Genomic DNA, 16,405 nt, shown 5'->3' with positions numbered 1-16,405 from the left:
CAGCATGAGCAGCCGCATCGTCGTCGTCGGCCACGGCATGGTCGCGGTGCGACTGCTGGACGAGCTCGGACGGCTGACGGCGGACCGGTCCACTCGGTTGCTGGACGTCACGGTGATCGGGGAGGAGCCGCACCGTCCCTACAACCGGCTGCTGCTGAGTGAGGTGATCGCGGACCGCGCCGATCTGGGACGGCTCACGCTGCCCACCGCGACCGACAGCAGCGGTATGACGGTGCGGGTCCTCCGTGGCGTGACCGCCACGGACGTGGACCGCGACCGGTGCGTCGTGCGATGCGACGACGGCTCCGAACACCCCTACGACACGGTGGTCTTGGCGACGGGCGCAGCCGCCCGCCGGCCGCTGACCGACAGCGACGAACGCGCCGGTCAGGTCCGCGTGCTGCGCACGATCGACGACTGCCGCGAACTCCTGGCCGCGTGCTCCTACCCACGGCGGGTGACCGTCGTCGGAGGTGGGCTGCTCGGACTCGAGATCGCGTGCGGCCTGGCTTCCCGAGGCGCCGACGTGCACGTGCTGCACCGCGGCGGTCATGTCCTGGACCGGCAGCTCCCGGCATCGGCGGCGGACATCGCGCGGGCGGCGCTGGCTGCAGCCGGTGTGCAGGTGGTGACCGATGCCGAGCTGCACCGCCTGCAACACGACGGCGACCGGATCACGGCGGTCCGGCTGCGTGACGGTCGGGAGATCCCGACGGACGTGGTCGTCGCGAGCGTCGGTGTCGCACCGCGCACCGAGTTGGCCCGCGCTGCAGGCTTGCCCGTGCGCGCCGGGGTCGTGGTGACCGACGAACTGCGCAGCCCTGGCGATCCGCAGGTCGCCGCGATCGGTGACTGTGCCGAGCCGCAGTCCGGCTGCAGCGGGTTGCTCGCGCCGGGCTGGGCGCAGGCCGATCTGCTGGCGCGGCAGCTCGCGGGGTGCGCCGTGTCCGACGTCCCTGCCTCGTCGGCCGGGACGGGTCAGGTCGTGAAGCTGAAGGCGGTCGGTGTCGACGTCGTGGCGATCGGGGACGGCCCCGAGCCGCCTGCGGAGGCACGGACCGTCACGCTCAGCGACCCCGCGCATCGACGGCATGTGCAGGTCTCCGTGCTCGGGGATCGAGTGGTCGCCGCGTGCTGTGTGGGCGCGAAGCGGGTGGCCGCGGACCTGACCGCGGCATACGAACGACGTACGCCCCTGCCGGACGATCCCGCGGTCCTGTTGCTGGACGGACTGCCGAACTCCGTCGTCCCGCTCACCGGTGATCCGACCACGATGCCGGCCGCCACGACCGTCTGCCGCTGCAACGGGGTCACCAAGAAGGACATCGTCGACGCGCACGTGGCCGGCGCACGCGACCTGGTCGCGGTGTCAGCACGGACGCGCGCAACCACCGGATGTGGCGGTTGCCGCGAGGTCGTCTGCGGCCTCCTCGAGTGGATGGACGACGTCAATCCCACGAAAGACGTTCCACAGCCGAAACATTCACGAAACGACCCCGGAAACATCCATTCCGTAGCGTCGTCCCTGATCGACAAGGAGATCTCTCGATGATGACTCAGCAGCACGTCGTGGTGGCCGGCGCGGGCATGGTCGCCCATCGGTTCGTCGAGGCATTGCGGTCCCGCGACGACGCCGGCCGCTTCCGGGTCACTGTCATCGGTGACGAGCCACGACCGCCGTACGACCGGGTGGCCCTGACGACCTACTTCACCGGGCGTGACCCGGAGGACCTGCACCTCGGCGGCGCCGGCCTCTGGCAGGACCCGCAGGTCACGCTGCGCAAGGGCACCGCCGTCACCGCAATCGACCGCAGCGGCCGGCGGGTGCGCACCGACCGCGGCGACGACGTCGGTTACGACCACCTGATCCTCGCCACCGGGTCGTATGCCGCCCGGCCTCCGGTCGACGGGTCAGATCTGCGCGGCTGTTTCGTCTACCGCACGATCGACGACGTCGCGGACCTGCGTGGGTATGTCGAAACGCTTCGGGTCGGTCACGATGACCGGCCGTTGCGCGGTGTGGTGGTCGGTGGCGGACTGCTGGGCCTGGAGGCCGCCGGTGCGTTGCAGGCGCTCGGTGTCGAGAGCACCGTGGTGGAGTTCGCACCACGACTGATGCCCTTGCAGGTCGACGACGGCGGCGGCGCCGTGCTGCGTCGGCTGATCGAGCAGCTCGGCGTCACCGTGCGCACCGCGACCGCCACGGCCAAGGTCCTGGGTGCGCGGCGCGGCCGGGTCGACGGTATGCGCTTCGCCGACGGCAGCTCGCTGCCGGCGGACGTGGTGGTCTTCGCGACCGGTGTCCGGCCGCGAGACGAATTGGCCCGGGACGCAGGGCTTTCCATCGGTGAACGAGGCGGTGTCGTCGTCGACTCGTCCTGTCTGACCGACGACCCGGCGATCAGCGCGGTGGGCGAGGTCGCCTGCGTCGACGGCCGGGTCTGGGGGCTGATCGCTCCGGGGAACGCGATGGCCGAGGTGGCCGTCGACCGGCTGCTCGGCGGCGCTGCGACCTTCCCCGGCGCCGATTCCTCCACCAAGCTCAAGCTGCTCGGGGTCGATGTCGCATCCTTCGGGGATGCCTTCGGCGCCACCCCCGGCTCGCTGGAGGTGTCCTTCGCGGACGCCGTCGCCGGTGTCTACAAGAAGCTGGTGCTCTCCGACGACGCCCGCACACTGCTCGGCGGGATCCTGGTCGGGGACGCGTCGTCATACGCCGCGCTCCGGCCGATGGTCGGTCAGGCACTCGGCACCGATCCGAGTGCTTGGCTGGTGCCGGCGACGGACGGCCCGCCCGGTGGCGGGGAACTGCCCGACGGGGCCACGGTCTGCTCGTGCAACAACGTGACGGCGGGCGACATACGCGACGCGGTCACCGCGCAGGGATGCTGCTCGGTCGCCGACGTGAAGTCGTGCACGCGTGCCGGCACCAGTTGCGGGTCCTGCGTGCCGCTGGTCAAACGGCTGACCGACACCGCGCTGGAGGAGGCGGGCGTCGCTGTCGGCAAAGGGATGTGCGAGCACTTCGAGCTGACCCGCGCCGAACTCTTCAACGCCGTGCAGGTCACCGGACTGCGCACGTTCAGCGAGATCATCGCCCGGCACGGCCGCGGCCGCGGCTGTGAGATCTGCAAGCCGGTCATCGCCTCGGTGCTGGCCAGCCTCGGGACCGGCCACATCCTCGACGACGACCGTGGCACCCTGCAGGACACCAACGACCACATGCTGGCCAACCTGCAGAAGGACGGCACTTACTCGATCGTGCCGCGCATCCCCGGTGGCGAGGTGACGCCCGACGGTCTGATCGAGATCGGCCGGATCGCAAAGGAATTCGACCTCTACACCAAGATCACGGGCGGGCAGCGGATCGACATGTTCGGCGCTCGCGTCGAGCAGCTGCCGACCATCTGGCGGCGGCTGGTCGAGGCCGGTTTCGAGTGCGGCCACGCCTACGGCAAGTCGTTGCGGACGGTGAAGTCGTGCGTCGGCGACTCCTGGTGTCGGTATGGCGTGCAGGACTCCGTCGCCATGGCGATCCGGCTCGAGCTGCGCTACCGCGGCCTGCGCGCGCCGCACAAACTGAAGCTCGGCGTCTCCGGCTGTGCGCGGGAGTGTGCGGAGGCGCGCAGCAAGGACGCCGGCGTGATCGCCACCGACAAGGGCTGGAACCTGTATGTCGGCGGCAACGGCGGCTTCAGCCCGCGGCACGCGACCCTGCTGGCCGAGGACCTGGACGACGAAGGACTGGTCCGAGCGATCGACCGGTTCTTCATCTACTACATCCGCACGGCCGATCGCCTCCAGCGCACCGCCGCCTGGCTCGAGGAACTGCCCGGCGGCATCGAGCACCTGCGGGACGTCGTCCTGCACGACGGGTTGGGAGTCGCCACGGATCTGGACGCCGCGATGGAGGGGCACGTGGCGTCATACCGCGACGAATGGAGCGAAGTGCTGCACGACCCGGTGAAGCTGGCGCGCTTCACCTCGTTCGTCAACGCGGCCGACGTGCCGGACCCCGACCTGCGGTACGAGACCGAACGCGGTCAACGCCGTCCGGTGCTCACCCCACGAAGTTCTCCCCCGGTTCGCTCCTCCGATACTTCGCCGGGACCCCGTTTCATCTCCGGTGACCGGATCGAGGTGCGCCGATGAACTGGACAACGGTGTGCGAACTCGCGGCCGTGCCACGGGACGGCGCGGTCGCGGTGCTGGTGGACGGAGCACAGGTCGCCGTCGTCCGATTGGCCGACGACTCGCTGTTCGCGATCAGTCACCGGGACCCCGTCAGCGGTGCCAACGTCATGGCGCGCGGCATCGTCGGATCCGTCACGGTCGACGGTGTCGAGGTGCCGACGATCAGCTCGCCGATGTTCAAGCAGGTCTACGATCTGCGCTCCGGCCGGTGTCTCACCGACCGGCGTGCCGTGCTCGCCACCTGGGAGGTGCGATTACATGGTGGTGACGTCCAGATCGGTCCAGCACTCGCCGTGACCGTCCGGGCGGCACCAGCAGACGACCCGATCGACGCCGAGGTGACGACATGAACGACGAGGATCCCGCGGTGGTGGAGGGCTCACCGATCGGCCGAGTCGTACTGGTCGGCGGCGGACCCGGAGCCGATGACCTGATCACGGTGCGCGGGATGCGAGAGCTGTCCAAGGCCGACGTGGTCGTGGCCGACCGGCTGGTACCCCAAGGCCTGCTGCGCGATCTCGGGCCCGATGTCGAGATCGTCGACGTCGGGAAGACCCCGCACCACCACCCGGTGCCGCAGGACGCGATCAACGAGCTGCTGGTCGAGCGTGCCCGGCGCGGGCAGTATGTCGTCCGCCTCAAGGGCGGCGACCCGTTCGTGCTCGGTCGCGGCGGCGAAGAGGTTCTCGCCTGCCGCGCTGCGGGGGTGCCGGTCGAGGTCGTGCCCGGTGTCACTTCGGCATTCGCCGGACCGGCGGCGGGTGGGGTGCCCGTGACACACCGGGGCGTCTCTCGCGGCGTGCTGGTGATCTCCGGACACGATGCACTCGATGTGCCGTCCCTGGTCGAGTGGCAGCACACGATCGTGGTGCTGATGGGCATGCGCCGGCTGCGCGAGCTCACCGCCGGCCTGATCCGTGGCGGCAAGTCGGCCGAGACCTCGGTGACCGTCGTGCAGAGCGCGTGGACCGAGGAGCAGCGGCAGGTGTCGGCGTCGCTGGCGGACATCGCGGACCGCGTCGACACCGAAGGCCTGGGCAACCCGGCCGTCATCGTGATCGGTGACGTCACCGCGGTGCTCGCCGAACCTCCGGACAATCCGTGAGTCCCTCGAGCGACACGTTGCTCGGTTGCCGGGTGATCCTGACCGGGCAGCGCCGCTCCGCCGAGCTGGCGGCGGCTCTCGAACGCCGCGGTGCGATCGTCGACCACGCACCGACCCTCTCGGTCGTGCCCCACGTCGATGACGCCGAATTGCTCTCTCGGACGAAGGAACTCATCAGCAGTCCTCCGGACGACGTCGTCATCACGACCGGCGTCGGTTTCACCGGTTGGATCGAGGCGGCCGATGCCGCCGGTCTGGCCGTCCCGTTGCTGGACCTGCTCCGCGGTGCCCGCCTCGTGGCGCGCGGCCCGAAGGCACGAGGCGCCATACAGGCTGCGGGGTTGACCGCCGACTGGGTCGCCGAATCGGAGACGAGCGCGGAGATCCGGGACTTCCTGCTCTCCGAGAGTGTCGCCGGACGCCGGATCGCGGTGCAGCACCACGGATCCGGCGCTGACGGCATCGACGACGACCTGCGGGCCGGCGGCGCCGACGTCAGCGCGCTGGTGGTCTACCGTTGGGGCCCCTCGCCGGACCCGGACGCGGTGCGCGATGCCGTGCATGCGGTTGCCCGTCGGGAGTGCGACGCGGTGACGTTCACCGCGGCGCCCGGTGCGGTCGCGTTCCTGGCCGCGGCCCGCGACGAAGGTGTGCTGACCGATGTCGTCGCCGCACTGAGCGACCCGGCCGGAGTGTTTGCGGCCGCGGTGGGGGACATCACCGCAGCGCCGCTGCGCGCCGAGGGCATCGAGCCCCTGGTTCCGGACCGGTTCCGCATGGGTGCTCTAGTGCGCACCCTGGTGGCGCAGCTGGCCGACCGGCACGGGCTGCGGGTCCGGACGGCGGCCGGTGAGCTACGCGTGCTGCGCGGCGCGGCGCTGCTCGACGGTGAGGTGCTCGCGCTGTCACCCTCCGGGCTGGCTGTGCTCCGCCTCTTGGCCGAAGCCAACGGTGCGGTCGTCTCGCGAGCCGGCATCCTGGACGCGTTGCCGGGCAGCTCGACCGATGTGCACGCGGCCGAGGTCGCGATCTCTCGGCTGCGAGATGCGGCGCGCGGCAGGCAACTGGTGACTACGGTCGTCAAACGTGGCTATCGACTCACCGTCCTCGAAGCGTCCTGACCGCGCCCTGGTGCTCGTCGCCCATGGCACGGACAGCCCGTCCGGTCAGGCAACGGTCACCAGCTTGCGAGACGCCGTGGCCGAGCTGGTGCCGGAGGCGCAGGTCGTGGACGCGTATGTCGACGTGCAACAGCCACGTCTGCAACAGGTCGTCGATTCGCTGGTGCAGCAACGGATTCCGACAGTGATCGTGCCTGCCTTGTTGTCCACCGGCTACCACGTCGAGGTCGACATCGAGCGTGCCGTCGCACGTTCCGAGCTCGTGACGGCGACCCCGCCGCTGGGGCCGCACCCGATCCTCGCGGAGATCCTCGCCGACCGGTTGCACGAGGCAGGTGTCCCGCCCGAGCAGGCGGTGGTGCTCGCCGCAGCCGGGTCGTCGCGCGCGACCGGTGTCGCCGCGGTCCGGCAACAGGCCGAGATGCTGGCTGCGCTGCGGCCCGGGACGGCCACGGCCGCCTTCATCTCCGCGGCTCAGCCGTCCGTGGAGGACTCGCTCGTGGCCGTCAGGGCCGAGGGGGGAAAGGCCGCCGTCGCGGCATACCTGTTGGGGCACGGGGTCTTTCACGACCGGTTGCGCAGTCACGACGCCGTGGTGAGCGAGCCGATCGGTGCCGATCCGCGACTCGCCGAGCTGGTGCGTTTGCGCTACGTCGGCGCGACCGACGGCTGAGCAGACGACGATGCCGACCGGGTGCCAGGGCGCCCGATCGGCATCGGCACGATCACTTGTTCCGCGTTACGGCTGGGCGATCAGGTTCCGGTAGGCGTTGATCGAGGTCGGCGCGTCCGGCTTGACCAGTTCCGGCAACACGTTGTCGAACTTCTTGGCCAGCCGAAGACTCGGCATCACCTTGTTCGGGTTGTTCGAGAAGGCGACCGTTGCGGCGCCCCAGGACGACGCGGCGCGCCGCTGGTTCGGGGTGCCGTGGTGGCCGGGAGAATCGAAGGAGCAGTCACCGACGTCGTAGAACGACTCCTCCACCTGCAGGATCTGGACCGGCTTCATGCCCAGACCCTTCTTGTGGGTCGCGAAGTAGGTGCCGAACGCGTCGGCCATCAGCTCGGTCCGGCGGGTCGCCTCCGCTCCGGTCAGCGGGCTGTCGAAGAGGTTGTCCTCATATTGCACGTGATGCGACATCTCATGGCCGAGAACGGCTTTCGGTCCGACCTTGTTGAGCCCGATCGCCTTGAGCGCAGCCAGAATGCCATCGCCGAAGACCATCTTGTCCTTCAACTTCCGGATCACCGGGTCGGGATCGCCCTCGCCGGAGAACGCGAATGCGTTGAGCGTGAAGATCGCGTTGTCGCCGTTGTGCAGCGCCGGGTCGCTCTGGATCATCGTGATGAGGTCCTTGGCGATGTCGGCGGCATCGGCGGGTCCGACGCCATACATGAACTGCACGACGGAGGTGACCCGGTTGACGTCGGAGAGCATCGAACCGTGCATCGCCATCAGCTGCACGTTGTTGAGTCGTACGTCCCAAAAGCGTTGCGCGGTGCCGAAGGTCGACGTCAGGGGCGTCTTGTACTCCGGCAGCAGCTGGAAGCCGGCACCCTTCGGCGTGCCGTTCAGGATGGCGTCGTATGTCGGGACGTCCAACCCACCGAGCAGCTGGATCAAGAACAGGTTGAAGGCGTCGACCGGCTCGAGGAGTTGATCGACGTACCCGTCCAGTTTGGTCGGGCCGCATTCGTACTGCGACGGGTCGATCGCTGCCGTCGACCGGCTGCCCGCGGCGGCGACGGCCTTGGACAACTTGGTCTTGACGACGGTCGCGACCGGAGACTGCTCGATCCCGAGCCGGGCACGCGCAGCGTCCCGTCGCGCCTGCCAGTCGGCTGGCAGCTTCTGCACGATGCGCTCGTAAATCGCTTTGCTGTCAACCTTTTTTGACTGTTTGGCGACAAGCCGATGGCTGTTCGCCGAGCTGGCCGACGCACTGGGGGTAACCGCTCCGGACAGCGACACGGTGAGGACGATCACGGTGGTGAATGCGCAGACGCGTGTCAGTTTCACGTTTTCTCCCTCGGACGGACCGCGACGGGGTGTGCGGTCGCGTGCTCATCGTGAGATCGACCCGCCAGTAGGGTTGCAGGCATTTACCGAACAATTCCCAGCCTTTTACCAAGTTATGACCAGGAACATTCCTGACGCGCTACGGCCGCGGCAGGTTGAGCCAGTAGATGGCCCGCTTGTGCGAGCCCGGGGGCGCGGTGTGCGGGTCGTGGCGGTCGTCGAAGCGTGCGAGCGCCTTGGACACGAGCGTGTCGAGCTGCTCCGCCTCCTCGTCGGTGAGGTGTATGCCGCTGGTCTGACTGATCGTCGCGTGGTCGTCGGGATCGTTGCGCTCGACCATCTCGGTCACGGTCCTGGTGACTCGTTTGATGAAGTTGCCCAGCAGCGAATTCGCCACGTTCGCAGGGATACCCGTGCTCGACTCGTCGCTGATCCGGATCGACTCGGCGGCCATCCGCCAGGGGCGCTCCCGGCCGTCGGCACTCTCGACCCGCTCGACGATGCCCCAGCGTTCCATGGCACGCAGGTGGTAGCTCATCGCGGACGGGGTGATCCCACAGCGTTTCGCGGCCTCGGTCGCGGTCAGCACCTCGCCGCCACTGAGCTCGTCCATCAACTGCTGCCGGACCTCGTGTGCGAGCACCCGTATCGCGCGCGGGTCCGTCAGCGTGAGGGTGCGTCGCTCCGTCATACCGCCATCGTGCCGCACCCCGATGCGGCGTGTTCTACGGTCGAGCACATGGAACGTGTGGTGGTGCAGATCGATGCGGACGCCACGCTGCCCTTCTGGCGTGGCGCGCAGGTCTTCCGGTTCGCATCGGTCGCCTACGCGATCGGTGCACAGGTCGTGTCGGTCAACGCCGAAGTGCCGGTCGGGTCGGGGGTCCCGGCATACAGCCATCCGCTGATCAGCTGGCTGCTGATCGCACTGCTGGTGATCTGGTCCGGCGTGAGTGGGCTGGTCTACGCCTTCGAGTTGCTGCCCCGGCCGCCGATGGTGATCACCGAGCTCGTCATCACCGTCCTGCTCATCGCCTCCACCATGTGGGTGGTACGGCCGGAGTACTACCACCATCATCAGAGTCTGCCGTCGACCTTCTGGGTGACCAACGCGGTCGTGTCGGTCGCGCTGCTGTGGGGTCCGATCGCCGGCGGCGTGACGGGCGTCGGCCTCTCGCTGCTGAGCCTCGGCGTCGAGGAGCAGTTCCACAACGTCGTCACGGACGCCACCACCCCGATCCTGCTGACCGTCGGCGTGACGCTCGGGATCGGCGCGCGGATCGTGACGCGCGCACAGCAGGAGTTGTCGGCGGCGGTGCGCATGCAGGCCGCGACCAAGGAGCGCGAGCGGCTGGCCCGCGAAGTGCACGACGGCGCTCTGCAGGTGCTGGCGCTGATGCGTCGCCGGGGCGCGGACCTCGACGGTGACGCCGCTGAGCTCGGCCGTCTCGCGGGGGAGCAGGAGCAGGCGTTGCGCACCCTGATCAGCCGGCAGGCTGCCATGCCGGGCATCGACGAGACCACCGAGCTGCGCAGTCGGCTGCAGGCGGTGCTGCCCGCAGACGTCGCGTTCTCCGGACCGGCCGACGCCATCCACCTCCCGGACGCCATGGTCACCGAGCTGGTCGCCGTGGTCGTCACGATCCTGGACAACGTCGCGCGCCATGCCGGGGACGGCGCACGCGCCTTCGTGCTGCTGGAGGACCTGGGCGACGAGGTCGTGCTGACCGTCCGCGACGACGGAGTCGGCATACCGGACGGCCGGCTGGGCGAGGCCGAGGCCGAGGGGCGGATGGGAGTCAGCAAGTCGATCCGTGGCCGGATGGCCGACATCGGCGGCGAGGCGTTGCTGGATACCGGGCCCGACATCGGCACGGAGTGGGAGCTGCACGTGCCGCGAGGGGACGGGCAGGATGGGGCCCGTGACTGACGACGCAACGACGATCATGGTCGTGGACGACCACCCGATGTGGCGCGACGGCGTCAGTCGCGACCTCGAGAGTGCCGGTTTCCAGGTCGTCGCGACCGCCGACAGCGTGGCGGCCGCCGCGACCCGGGCGCAGGCCACTCAGCCGCAGGTCGTGCTGATGGACATGCAGCTCCCGGACGGCAACGGTGCGGATGCGACGGCACGGGTGCTCGAGGTGGCACCGCAGGCGAACGTGCTGGTGCTGTCGGCCTCCTCCGAGCGGGACGATGTGTTGCAAGCGGTGAAGGCGGGTGCCTGTGGATACCTCGTCAAGAGCGCGTCGGCTACCGAACTGCTCGACGCGGTCAACGCCACGGCGCAGGGGCAGGCGGTCTTCACGCCGGGCCTCGCGGGGCTCGTCCTCGGCGAATACCGCCGTATGGCGAGCGAGCCCACCCCCGTCGGCGCGGAGCCCACCCCGAGCCTGACGCCCCGGGAGCTCGAAGTGCTGCGACTGGTCGCGAAGGGCCTGAGCGCCAAGCAGATCGGGCGCCGGCTCGATGTCAGCCACCGCACCGTCGAGAACCACGTGCAGGCCACGCTGCGCAAGCTGCAGTTGTCCAACCGCATCGAGCTCACGCGCTACGCGATCGAGCACGAACTCGACTGAGTGGACTCAGGATTCGCCGGTCAGCATCCGTCAGGCGATCGTCGGATCCGTGCCGACCCGCACCAGCGACTTGCCGAAGTTCCGGCCGGCGAGCAGCCCGCGGAAGGTTTCCAGGGTGTTGTCCAGACCGTCGACGACGTCCTCGCGGTAGCGCACCGAGCCGTCGGCGATCCAGCCGGCCATGTCCCGCAGGAAGTCGTCGTGATGCGTCGGGACGAATTCGCTCTGGATGAAGCCGCGCACGGTCAGGCTCAGCGTGAGGATCGCGCCCAGGTAGGCGGGCAGTTGGTCCGGACCCTCGGGCGCCTGTGTCGCGTTGTAGTTGGCGACCAGGCCGCAGACCGGGACCCGCGCGAACTTGTTGAGCCGGCGCGTGACCGCCGCACCCACCGGGCCTGCGACGTTCTCGAAGTAGACGTCGACGCCATCGGGTGTCGTCTCCGCCAGTTCCTCGCGGAAGGACTCGGACCGGTGGTCGACGGCCGCGTCGAAGCCGAACTCCTCGATCAACGCACGGCACTTGTCCGGCCTGCCGGCGATGCCCACAGCCCGGGCGCCCTTCACCTTGGCGATCTGTCCGACCGCCGAACCGACCGGCCCCGTCGCCGCGGCGACCGCCACGGTCTCGCCCGGTTGCGGCCGGCCGATCGCCAACAGTCCGGCGTATGCCGTGAAGCCCGGCATACCGAGCACACCCAGCGCCGTCGAGATCGGCGCAGCCTGCGGGTCGAGCTTGCGGGTATGGCGCGCGCCGGCGACGGCATACGTCTGCCAGCCCGTGTAGGCGAGGACGATGTCGCCGACGGCACGCTCGGGCGAGCGGGACTCCATCACCTCGCACACCGTGCCGCCGACCATCACGTCACCGACCTCGACCGGCTCGGCATACGACTTGGCGGCGCTCATGCGTCCGCGCATGTAGGGGTCGAGGGACAGGTAGATGGTCCGCAGGAGCACCTGTCCGTCGGCGAGCTCCGGGAGGTCGGTCGTCACGAACTCGAAGTCGGTGTCCTGCGGCTCGCCCACCGGCCGTGCGGCCAGCCGGATCTGTGTCGTAGTGGTCACTGGGTATGCCGTCCTTGTCCTGTTGCCTTCGCCTGGTGGGTGCCCGGATGCCGTGGGCCGCTTGCCGCCGACTGTATCCGCGGCCGTTTCGGCCCGAACACGAGCGGGTCCGCCCACGGGCGACGCGCGTGACTCTGCACGGGTCGCCGTTGCCGACAATCCCCACGCCTGCTGAGTAGTCGTACGCAGGCTCCCGGGGCCGCGCCGAACCAGGCTTGGGGACATGAACACGACACCGCAGAATCCAGGTCCCAATGGGCCGGGCGTGCCCCCGGCCAACCAGTTCCCCGGTCGGCCGGGTCCGCACCCGACCAACCCGTTCGCAGGTCCCGCGTCTCCCTACCAACAGGGCGGCGCGGGACCTGCCATGCCGCGCCCTGCACTGCCGCCGTACCCCGTGCGACCGCCGGTGATGAAGCCGCACAAGGCGCCCTGGTGGCAACGTGAGGGCGTCGTCAGCAAGCTGCTGGTCCTCGCCGGTGGCGCCATCACCCTCATCGGCGTCGTCATGCTGCTGGTGATCGCAGCCCGCGCGGGCCTGTTGAATCCGCAGGTGCGTGTCGGTGGTGGCGCGGCCCTGTCGGTTGCGCTGATCGCCGCGGCGCTGCGAGTGCACGGACGACCCGGTGGCAGCATCGGCGGCACCGCGCTCGCCGGCACCGGCATCGCCGGCCTGTTCATCGTCACCGTCGCGATGACCAGCTTCTACGAATGGCTCCCGGCACTCGCCGGACTGGCGCTCGCCGGTGTCATCGCCGGCGCCGCCGGTGCGCTGGCCGTTCACTGGCGATCCGAGTTGCTCGCGATCACGGTCACCGTGGCCGTCGCGTCGCTGGCGCCGGTGCTCACCGGTGGCGTGACGCTGTCGCTGGTGTGGTTCCTGGTGATCCTGCAAGCCGCCGGCGTCTGGCCCGAGCGGTTGCGTGGCTGGTGTTACCTCGGCTTCGTCCGCACCCTGCCCGCCGTGGGCGTCGCGCTGGTCTACATCTCGGAGTTCCGGTCGATCTCGTCCCTGCCTGCGGTGCTGACCATCGCCGGTCTCGGCATGCTGTCGTTGGTCGTCTCGATCGGTAAGGACGACGAGTTGCATGCCGCGTGTTTCGCGAGCGCCGTGTTGCCGATCGCCGCTCAACTCAGCCATCTCGACCGTCCGGTCGCGGTCCTCACCGGTGGTGCCGTTGCGGCCGTGATGGCCGCCGTCGCGTTCGCCGTCCCGCAGCTCGGCACCGTTCGTCGCATCGCCCTCGGTGGCGTCGCCGGCCTCCTCGCGATGGAGTCCGCGTTCGTCTTCACGGACGGCTCGTGGTTGCCGGTCCTGTTGCTCCTGCCCGGCCTGCTGGTCACGGCGATCGCGGTTTCCTCGAAGTCGATCGTCACCACCGTCTTCGGGCTGGCCTTCGGCGTCGTTGGCGGCGCGGCATACATCTACTTCGCCAACCCGGCCGCCCTGGCGTTCGCCGGTCGCGCCGACGTCGAGCTGTCGCACGCCACGATGATCGGCGGCGTGCTGCTGGCCACCTGGGCGGTGCTCGCGGCTCAGGCGCTGATGGGCTCGGCGCTCCAGGTGCGGCCGACGATCGCCGCGGTGGGTGCCGGTGTGGTCGGTCTGTATGGCGCGACCGCTGCGTTCGTCTCCTTCGGTTCATCGGTCGCCGGGACGGCCGGCTTCCACACCGCACACCTCGGCGTGACGGTCCTGTGGGTGTCGGTGGCGATGTTCCTGATGGGCCTCGGCATCCGCCTTCCGCGGTATGGCGCCGCGTCGCTCGGCGCCGGTCTGCTGCTCACCGGCTGTTCCATCGCCAAATTGTTCCTCTTCGACCTGCAGGCGATGAGCGGCGCGACCCGCGCGGCCACCTTCATCGTGGTCGGTCTGGTGCTGCTGTTCGCCGGCTCGCGTTACGCGCAGGCGTATGCCCGGATGCGCGGAGGTGACAAGGCGGCGCCCGTCGCGCAGCACTGATCACCAGCAGTACCTCGAGGACCGAAGGCGGTCCGACCTTTCAGGGGGAAGGTCGGACCGCCTTCGTGTGCGTTGCTGGACCGGCAAGTATGAAGCAGTAGTTTCATAAATATGAAAGAACACCTTCAGGGATCGGTATGGCGGCACCGCGACGTGCGGATCGTGGTGCCCGGACGAGCGCTTTCGCTGGTCGGTGACGGCATGCTGACCGTCGTCCTGCTGCTGCACCTGCACGACGAGGGTTATGGCGCGCTCGCGGTGACCGGCCTGATGGTGGTCGAGGCGGCGCCGCTGGTGGCGTTGATCGGGTTGGCCGGCCGCATCGCAGACGCGTATGACTCGCGGTGGGTTCTCGTTGTCGCACTCACGACGCAGGCTCTGGCGTGCCTCGCGCTGGCCGCCGACCCGGCCCTGCCGATGGTCTACCTGCTCGTAGCGGTCCTGCAGACGGCGCAGGCGGTGGTCTCGCCGACCTGGTCCGGGCTGACGCCGCGACTCGTCGGCCAGGACGAGGTCGGGCGCCTCGTCGCGCTGAACCAGGGTCTGGCGCAGACCTTGGTGCCGGTGGGCGCGGCGTTCGGCGGGCTGGCGTACGGCGTGGCCGGGATGCGGGTCGCGGTCCTGGCCGATGTGGCCACCTTTGCGGCGTTGGCGGTGGCGGCATACGGGGTACGGACGCGGCGGGGCGGTGCGAGTGCTGCCGATCGCGTGCGCTCGGACTGGCGGGACGGGTTGCGTGTGCTGCGCGCGGACCCGGTGGTCTGGCCGTTGTTGCTGGCCTCGATCCCGATCGTCGGGATGCTCATGGGCACCAACGTGGTCGAGGTGTTCCTGGTGCGCGACGACCTCGGGATGTCGGCGCAGTGGTACGGACTCGCCGACCTGGTGATGGTCGCGGGCGCCGTACCGGGTGCCGTGCTGGCCGGGCGGATCGCGTCCGACGGGCGACGCGTGCGGGCGGTCCTCGGCGGCTTCCTCGGGCTGGCGGTGTGCATCCTGATCTGTGGCCTGACACCGTGGTTCTGGTTGTTCCTCATCGTGGTGTTCGGCATCGGGGTTGCGGCGGCGGTGATGAACTCCTGTTTCGGCGCGTTGTTCATTCTGCGCAGTCCGGAGGAGTTTCGCGGACGGGTGAGTTCGGCGGTAAATGGCGTGCTGCAGGCAGCCAGCATCACGTCACTGGTGGTGGTCGGCAGCATCGGCGCGGCGGTGGGTGCCCGGCATACGTTCGTGGCCGCCGGTGCCGTCGCGGTCGTCGTGGTGCTGCTCGCCGCACCCCGGGTGCTGGCGCGAGTGCGTGACGACGGTCCTGGGACTACTCGCCGGCCGGAGCCGCTGCAGCCTTCTCGCGGCGGTGCTTGAGGTATTCGTAGGCCATCGGGATCACCGAGATGATCACCACGACCATGATCGCGATGTCGATCTTGTCGCCGAGGCCGGGGAATGCCTTGCCTAGCACGACGCCGGCGGCCACGACGATGCCGACCCACAGAACGGCGCCGACCGCGCTCCAGGTGAAGAAACGCTTGCGATCCATCCGGCCCGCGCCCGCGACCAGGGTGATGAAAGTGCGCACGATCGGCACGAACCGGCCGATCACCAGCGCCTTGTTGCCGTGCTTGTCGAAGAACGCGTTGGTCTTCTCGAAGTACTCCTTCTTGAGGATTCGGCCGTCCCGCTCGTAGATCGGCTTTCCGACCGCGCGGCCGATCTCGTAGCCGACGACGTTGCCGGCGAAGGCGACGATCATCAGCAGCGGCACCGACACGTAGAGCGGCACGTGGAAGTTGTACTTCGCGCTGGAGCTGAACAGGCCGATCGCGAACAGCAGCGAGTCGCCCGGCAGGATCGGGAAGAGCACACCGCACTCGATGAAGACGATCAACAGAGCGATGACGAAGAAGGCGCCCCCGAACTGATCGAGCAGATAGGTCGGGTCCATGAAACTCGGGCCGAGGGAGTGCATCACGGGCGCAAGCGTACGTGAGCGCTGCTGAGGGAGCGCTTAGAGCCGGAGGCGGTCCGCGGCTGTGCGGACGTCAGCGCCGACATAGGTGAAGGCCCCGGAAAGTATGAGTTTCCGGGGCCTTCGTTCCGAGCCGCCGAAGCGATTCGGAAACTGTTCCGCCGAAGCGGTGCAGTTCGATATTTCTACCGTGCGCCGTGCATGGCGCGCAAGGGTTTCGCGGAAAATGTTCCTGCGCCACGGCGTGTCGCCTTGCCGGCGTGGCGTTAGGGAGTTTGTCGCCGGTTATTCATCGGCGTCGCGGTGTGTCGCCACGGGTGTGCAGTCTAGTCGTTGTTGACTGCAGCCGAGGCCCTGCCATGTATGAGATGGCAGGGCCACAACTGTCATCG

General features: G+C 69.2%; 14 protein-coding genes. 10 read left to right on the top strand and 4 right to left on the bottom strand.

Going from position 1 to position 16,405, the window contains the following annotated elements; all coding sequences use genetic code 11:
- The first annotated feature begins 4 nt into the window (after positions 1-4).
- From IEX71_RS09815 to IEX71_RS09790, 6 genes are read left to right on the top strand one after another with little or no spacing between them, the layout of a single operon-like run.
- Positions 5-1,552 (top strand): FAD-dependent oxidoreductase, encoded by a 1,548-nt coding sequence (locus tag IEX71_RS09815; protein ID WP_188836835.1) that lies wholly within the window; start codon positions 5-7, stop codon positions 1,550-1,552.
- Entirely contained in the window at positions 1,552-4,152 is a 2,601-nt protein-coding gene (gene nirB, locus IEX71_RS09810) for a nitrite reductase large subunit NirB (RefSeq protein WP_188837256.1), read from the top strand. Before IEX71_RS09815 ends, nirB begins: the two co-directional genes overlap by 1 nt.
- Positions 4,149-4,544, top strand: coding sequence for a nitrite reductase small subunit NirD (gene nirD / locus IEX71_RS09805; RefSeq protein WP_188836834.1), 396 nt, complete (start codon positions 4,149-4,151; stop codon positions 4,542-4,544). Before nirB ends, nirD begins: the two co-directional genes overlap by 4 nt.
- A complete protein-coding gene (gene cobA / locus IEX71_RS09800; protein ID WP_188836833.1) occupies positions 4,541-5,299 on the top strand; it encodes a uroporphyrinogen-III C-methyltransferase in 759 nt (252 codons plus the stop codon). The genes nirD and cobA overlap by 4 nt, the downstream gene beginning before the upstream one ends.
- Complete coding sequence (locus IEX71_RS09795) at positions 5,296-6,420, top strand: uroporphyrinogen-III synthase (RefSeq protein WP_229749624.1); 1,125 nt, start codon at positions 5,296-5,298, stop codon at positions 6,418-6,420. The genes cobA and IEX71_RS09795 overlap by 4 nt, the downstream gene beginning before the upstream one ends.
- Entirely contained in the window at positions 6,386-7,093 is a 708-nt protein-coding gene (locus tag IEX71_RS09790; protein WP_188836832.1) for a sirohydrochlorin chelatase, read from the top strand. Before IEX71_RS09795 ends, IEX71_RS09790 begins: the two co-directional genes overlap by 35 nt.
- Before the next feature lie 66 nt (positions 7,094-7,159).
- On the opposite strand, the gene IEX71_RS09785 is transcribed toward IEX71_RS09790, so the two are convergent.
- Together IEX71_RS09785 and IEX71_RS09780 are read right to left on the bottom strand one after the other, a co-directional pair.
- Positions 7,160-8,440, bottom strand: coding sequence for a hypothetical protein (locus IEX71_RS09785; RefSeq protein WP_188836831.1), 1,281 nt, complete (start codon positions 8,438-8,440; stop codon positions 7,160-7,162).
- Positions 8,441-8,579: 139 nt separating this feature from the next.
- On the bottom strand, positions 8,580-9,131 hold the full coding sequence (locus IEX71_RS09780) for an ArsR/SmtB family transcription factor (protein ID WP_188836830.1): 552 nt from the start codon (positions 9,129-9,131) through the stop codon (positions 8,580-8,582).
- A gap of 48 nt (positions 9,132-9,179) precedes the next feature.
- Between IEX71_RS09780 and macS the strand changes: the two genes are divergently transcribed.
- A complete protein-coding gene (macS, locus tag IEX71_RS09775) occupies positions 9,180-10,370 on the top strand; it encodes a MacS family sensor histidine kinase (RefSeq protein WP_188836829.1) in 1,191 nt (396 codons plus the stop codon).
- Positions 10,354-11,019 (top strand): response regulator, encoded by a 666-nt coding sequence (locus tag IEX71_RS09770; RefSeq protein WP_188836828.1) that lies wholly within the window; start codon positions 10,354-10,356, stop codon positions 11,017-11,019. The genes macS and IEX71_RS09770 overlap by 17 nt, the downstream gene beginning before the upstream one ends.
- 30 nt (positions 11,020-11,049) lie before the next feature.
- Here IEX71_RS09770 and curA read toward each other — a convergent pair whose 3' ends face one another.
- The gene (gene curA / locus IEX71_RS09765; RefSeq protein ID WP_229749622.1) at positions 11,050-12,084 is read right to left on the bottom strand and encodes an NADPH-dependent curcumin/dihydrocurcumin reductase; all 1,035 of its coding nucleotides are present in this window, start codon (positions 12,082-12,084) and stop codon (positions 11,050-11,052) included.
- Positions 12,085-12,451: 367 nt separating this feature from the next.
- Between curA and IEX71_RS09760 the strand changes: the two genes are divergently transcribed.
- A complete protein-coding gene (locus tag IEX71_RS09760; protein ID WP_188836826.1) occupies positions 12,452-14,047 on the top strand; it encodes a DUF2339 domain-containing protein in 1,596 nt (531 codons plus the stop codon).
- A gap of 111 nt (positions 14,048-14,158) precedes the next feature.
- A complete protein-coding gene (locus IEX71_RS09755) occupies positions 14,159-15,409 on the top strand; it encodes an MFS transporter (RefSeq protein ID WP_188836825.1) in 1,251 nt (416 codons plus the stop codon).
- Here IEX71_RS09755 and IEX71_RS09750 read toward each other — a convergent pair.
- Positions 15,363-16,013, bottom strand: coding sequence for a DedA family protein (locus IEX71_RS09750; protein ID WP_188837254.1), 651 nt, complete (start codon positions 16,011-16,013; stop codon positions 15,363-15,365). The genes IEX71_RS09755 and IEX71_RS09750 overlap by 47 nt on opposite strands.
- Positions 16,014-16,405: the final 392 nt, after the last annotated feature.

The organism is Flexivirga endophytica (assembly GCF_014640635.1).
Lineage (GTDB): Bacteria > Actinomycetota > Actinomycetes > Actinomycetales > Dermatophilaceae > Flexivirga > Flexivirga endophytica.
Note: the sequence above shows the minus strand (reverse complement) of the source record. Positions and strands in the feature narration are given on the sequence as shown.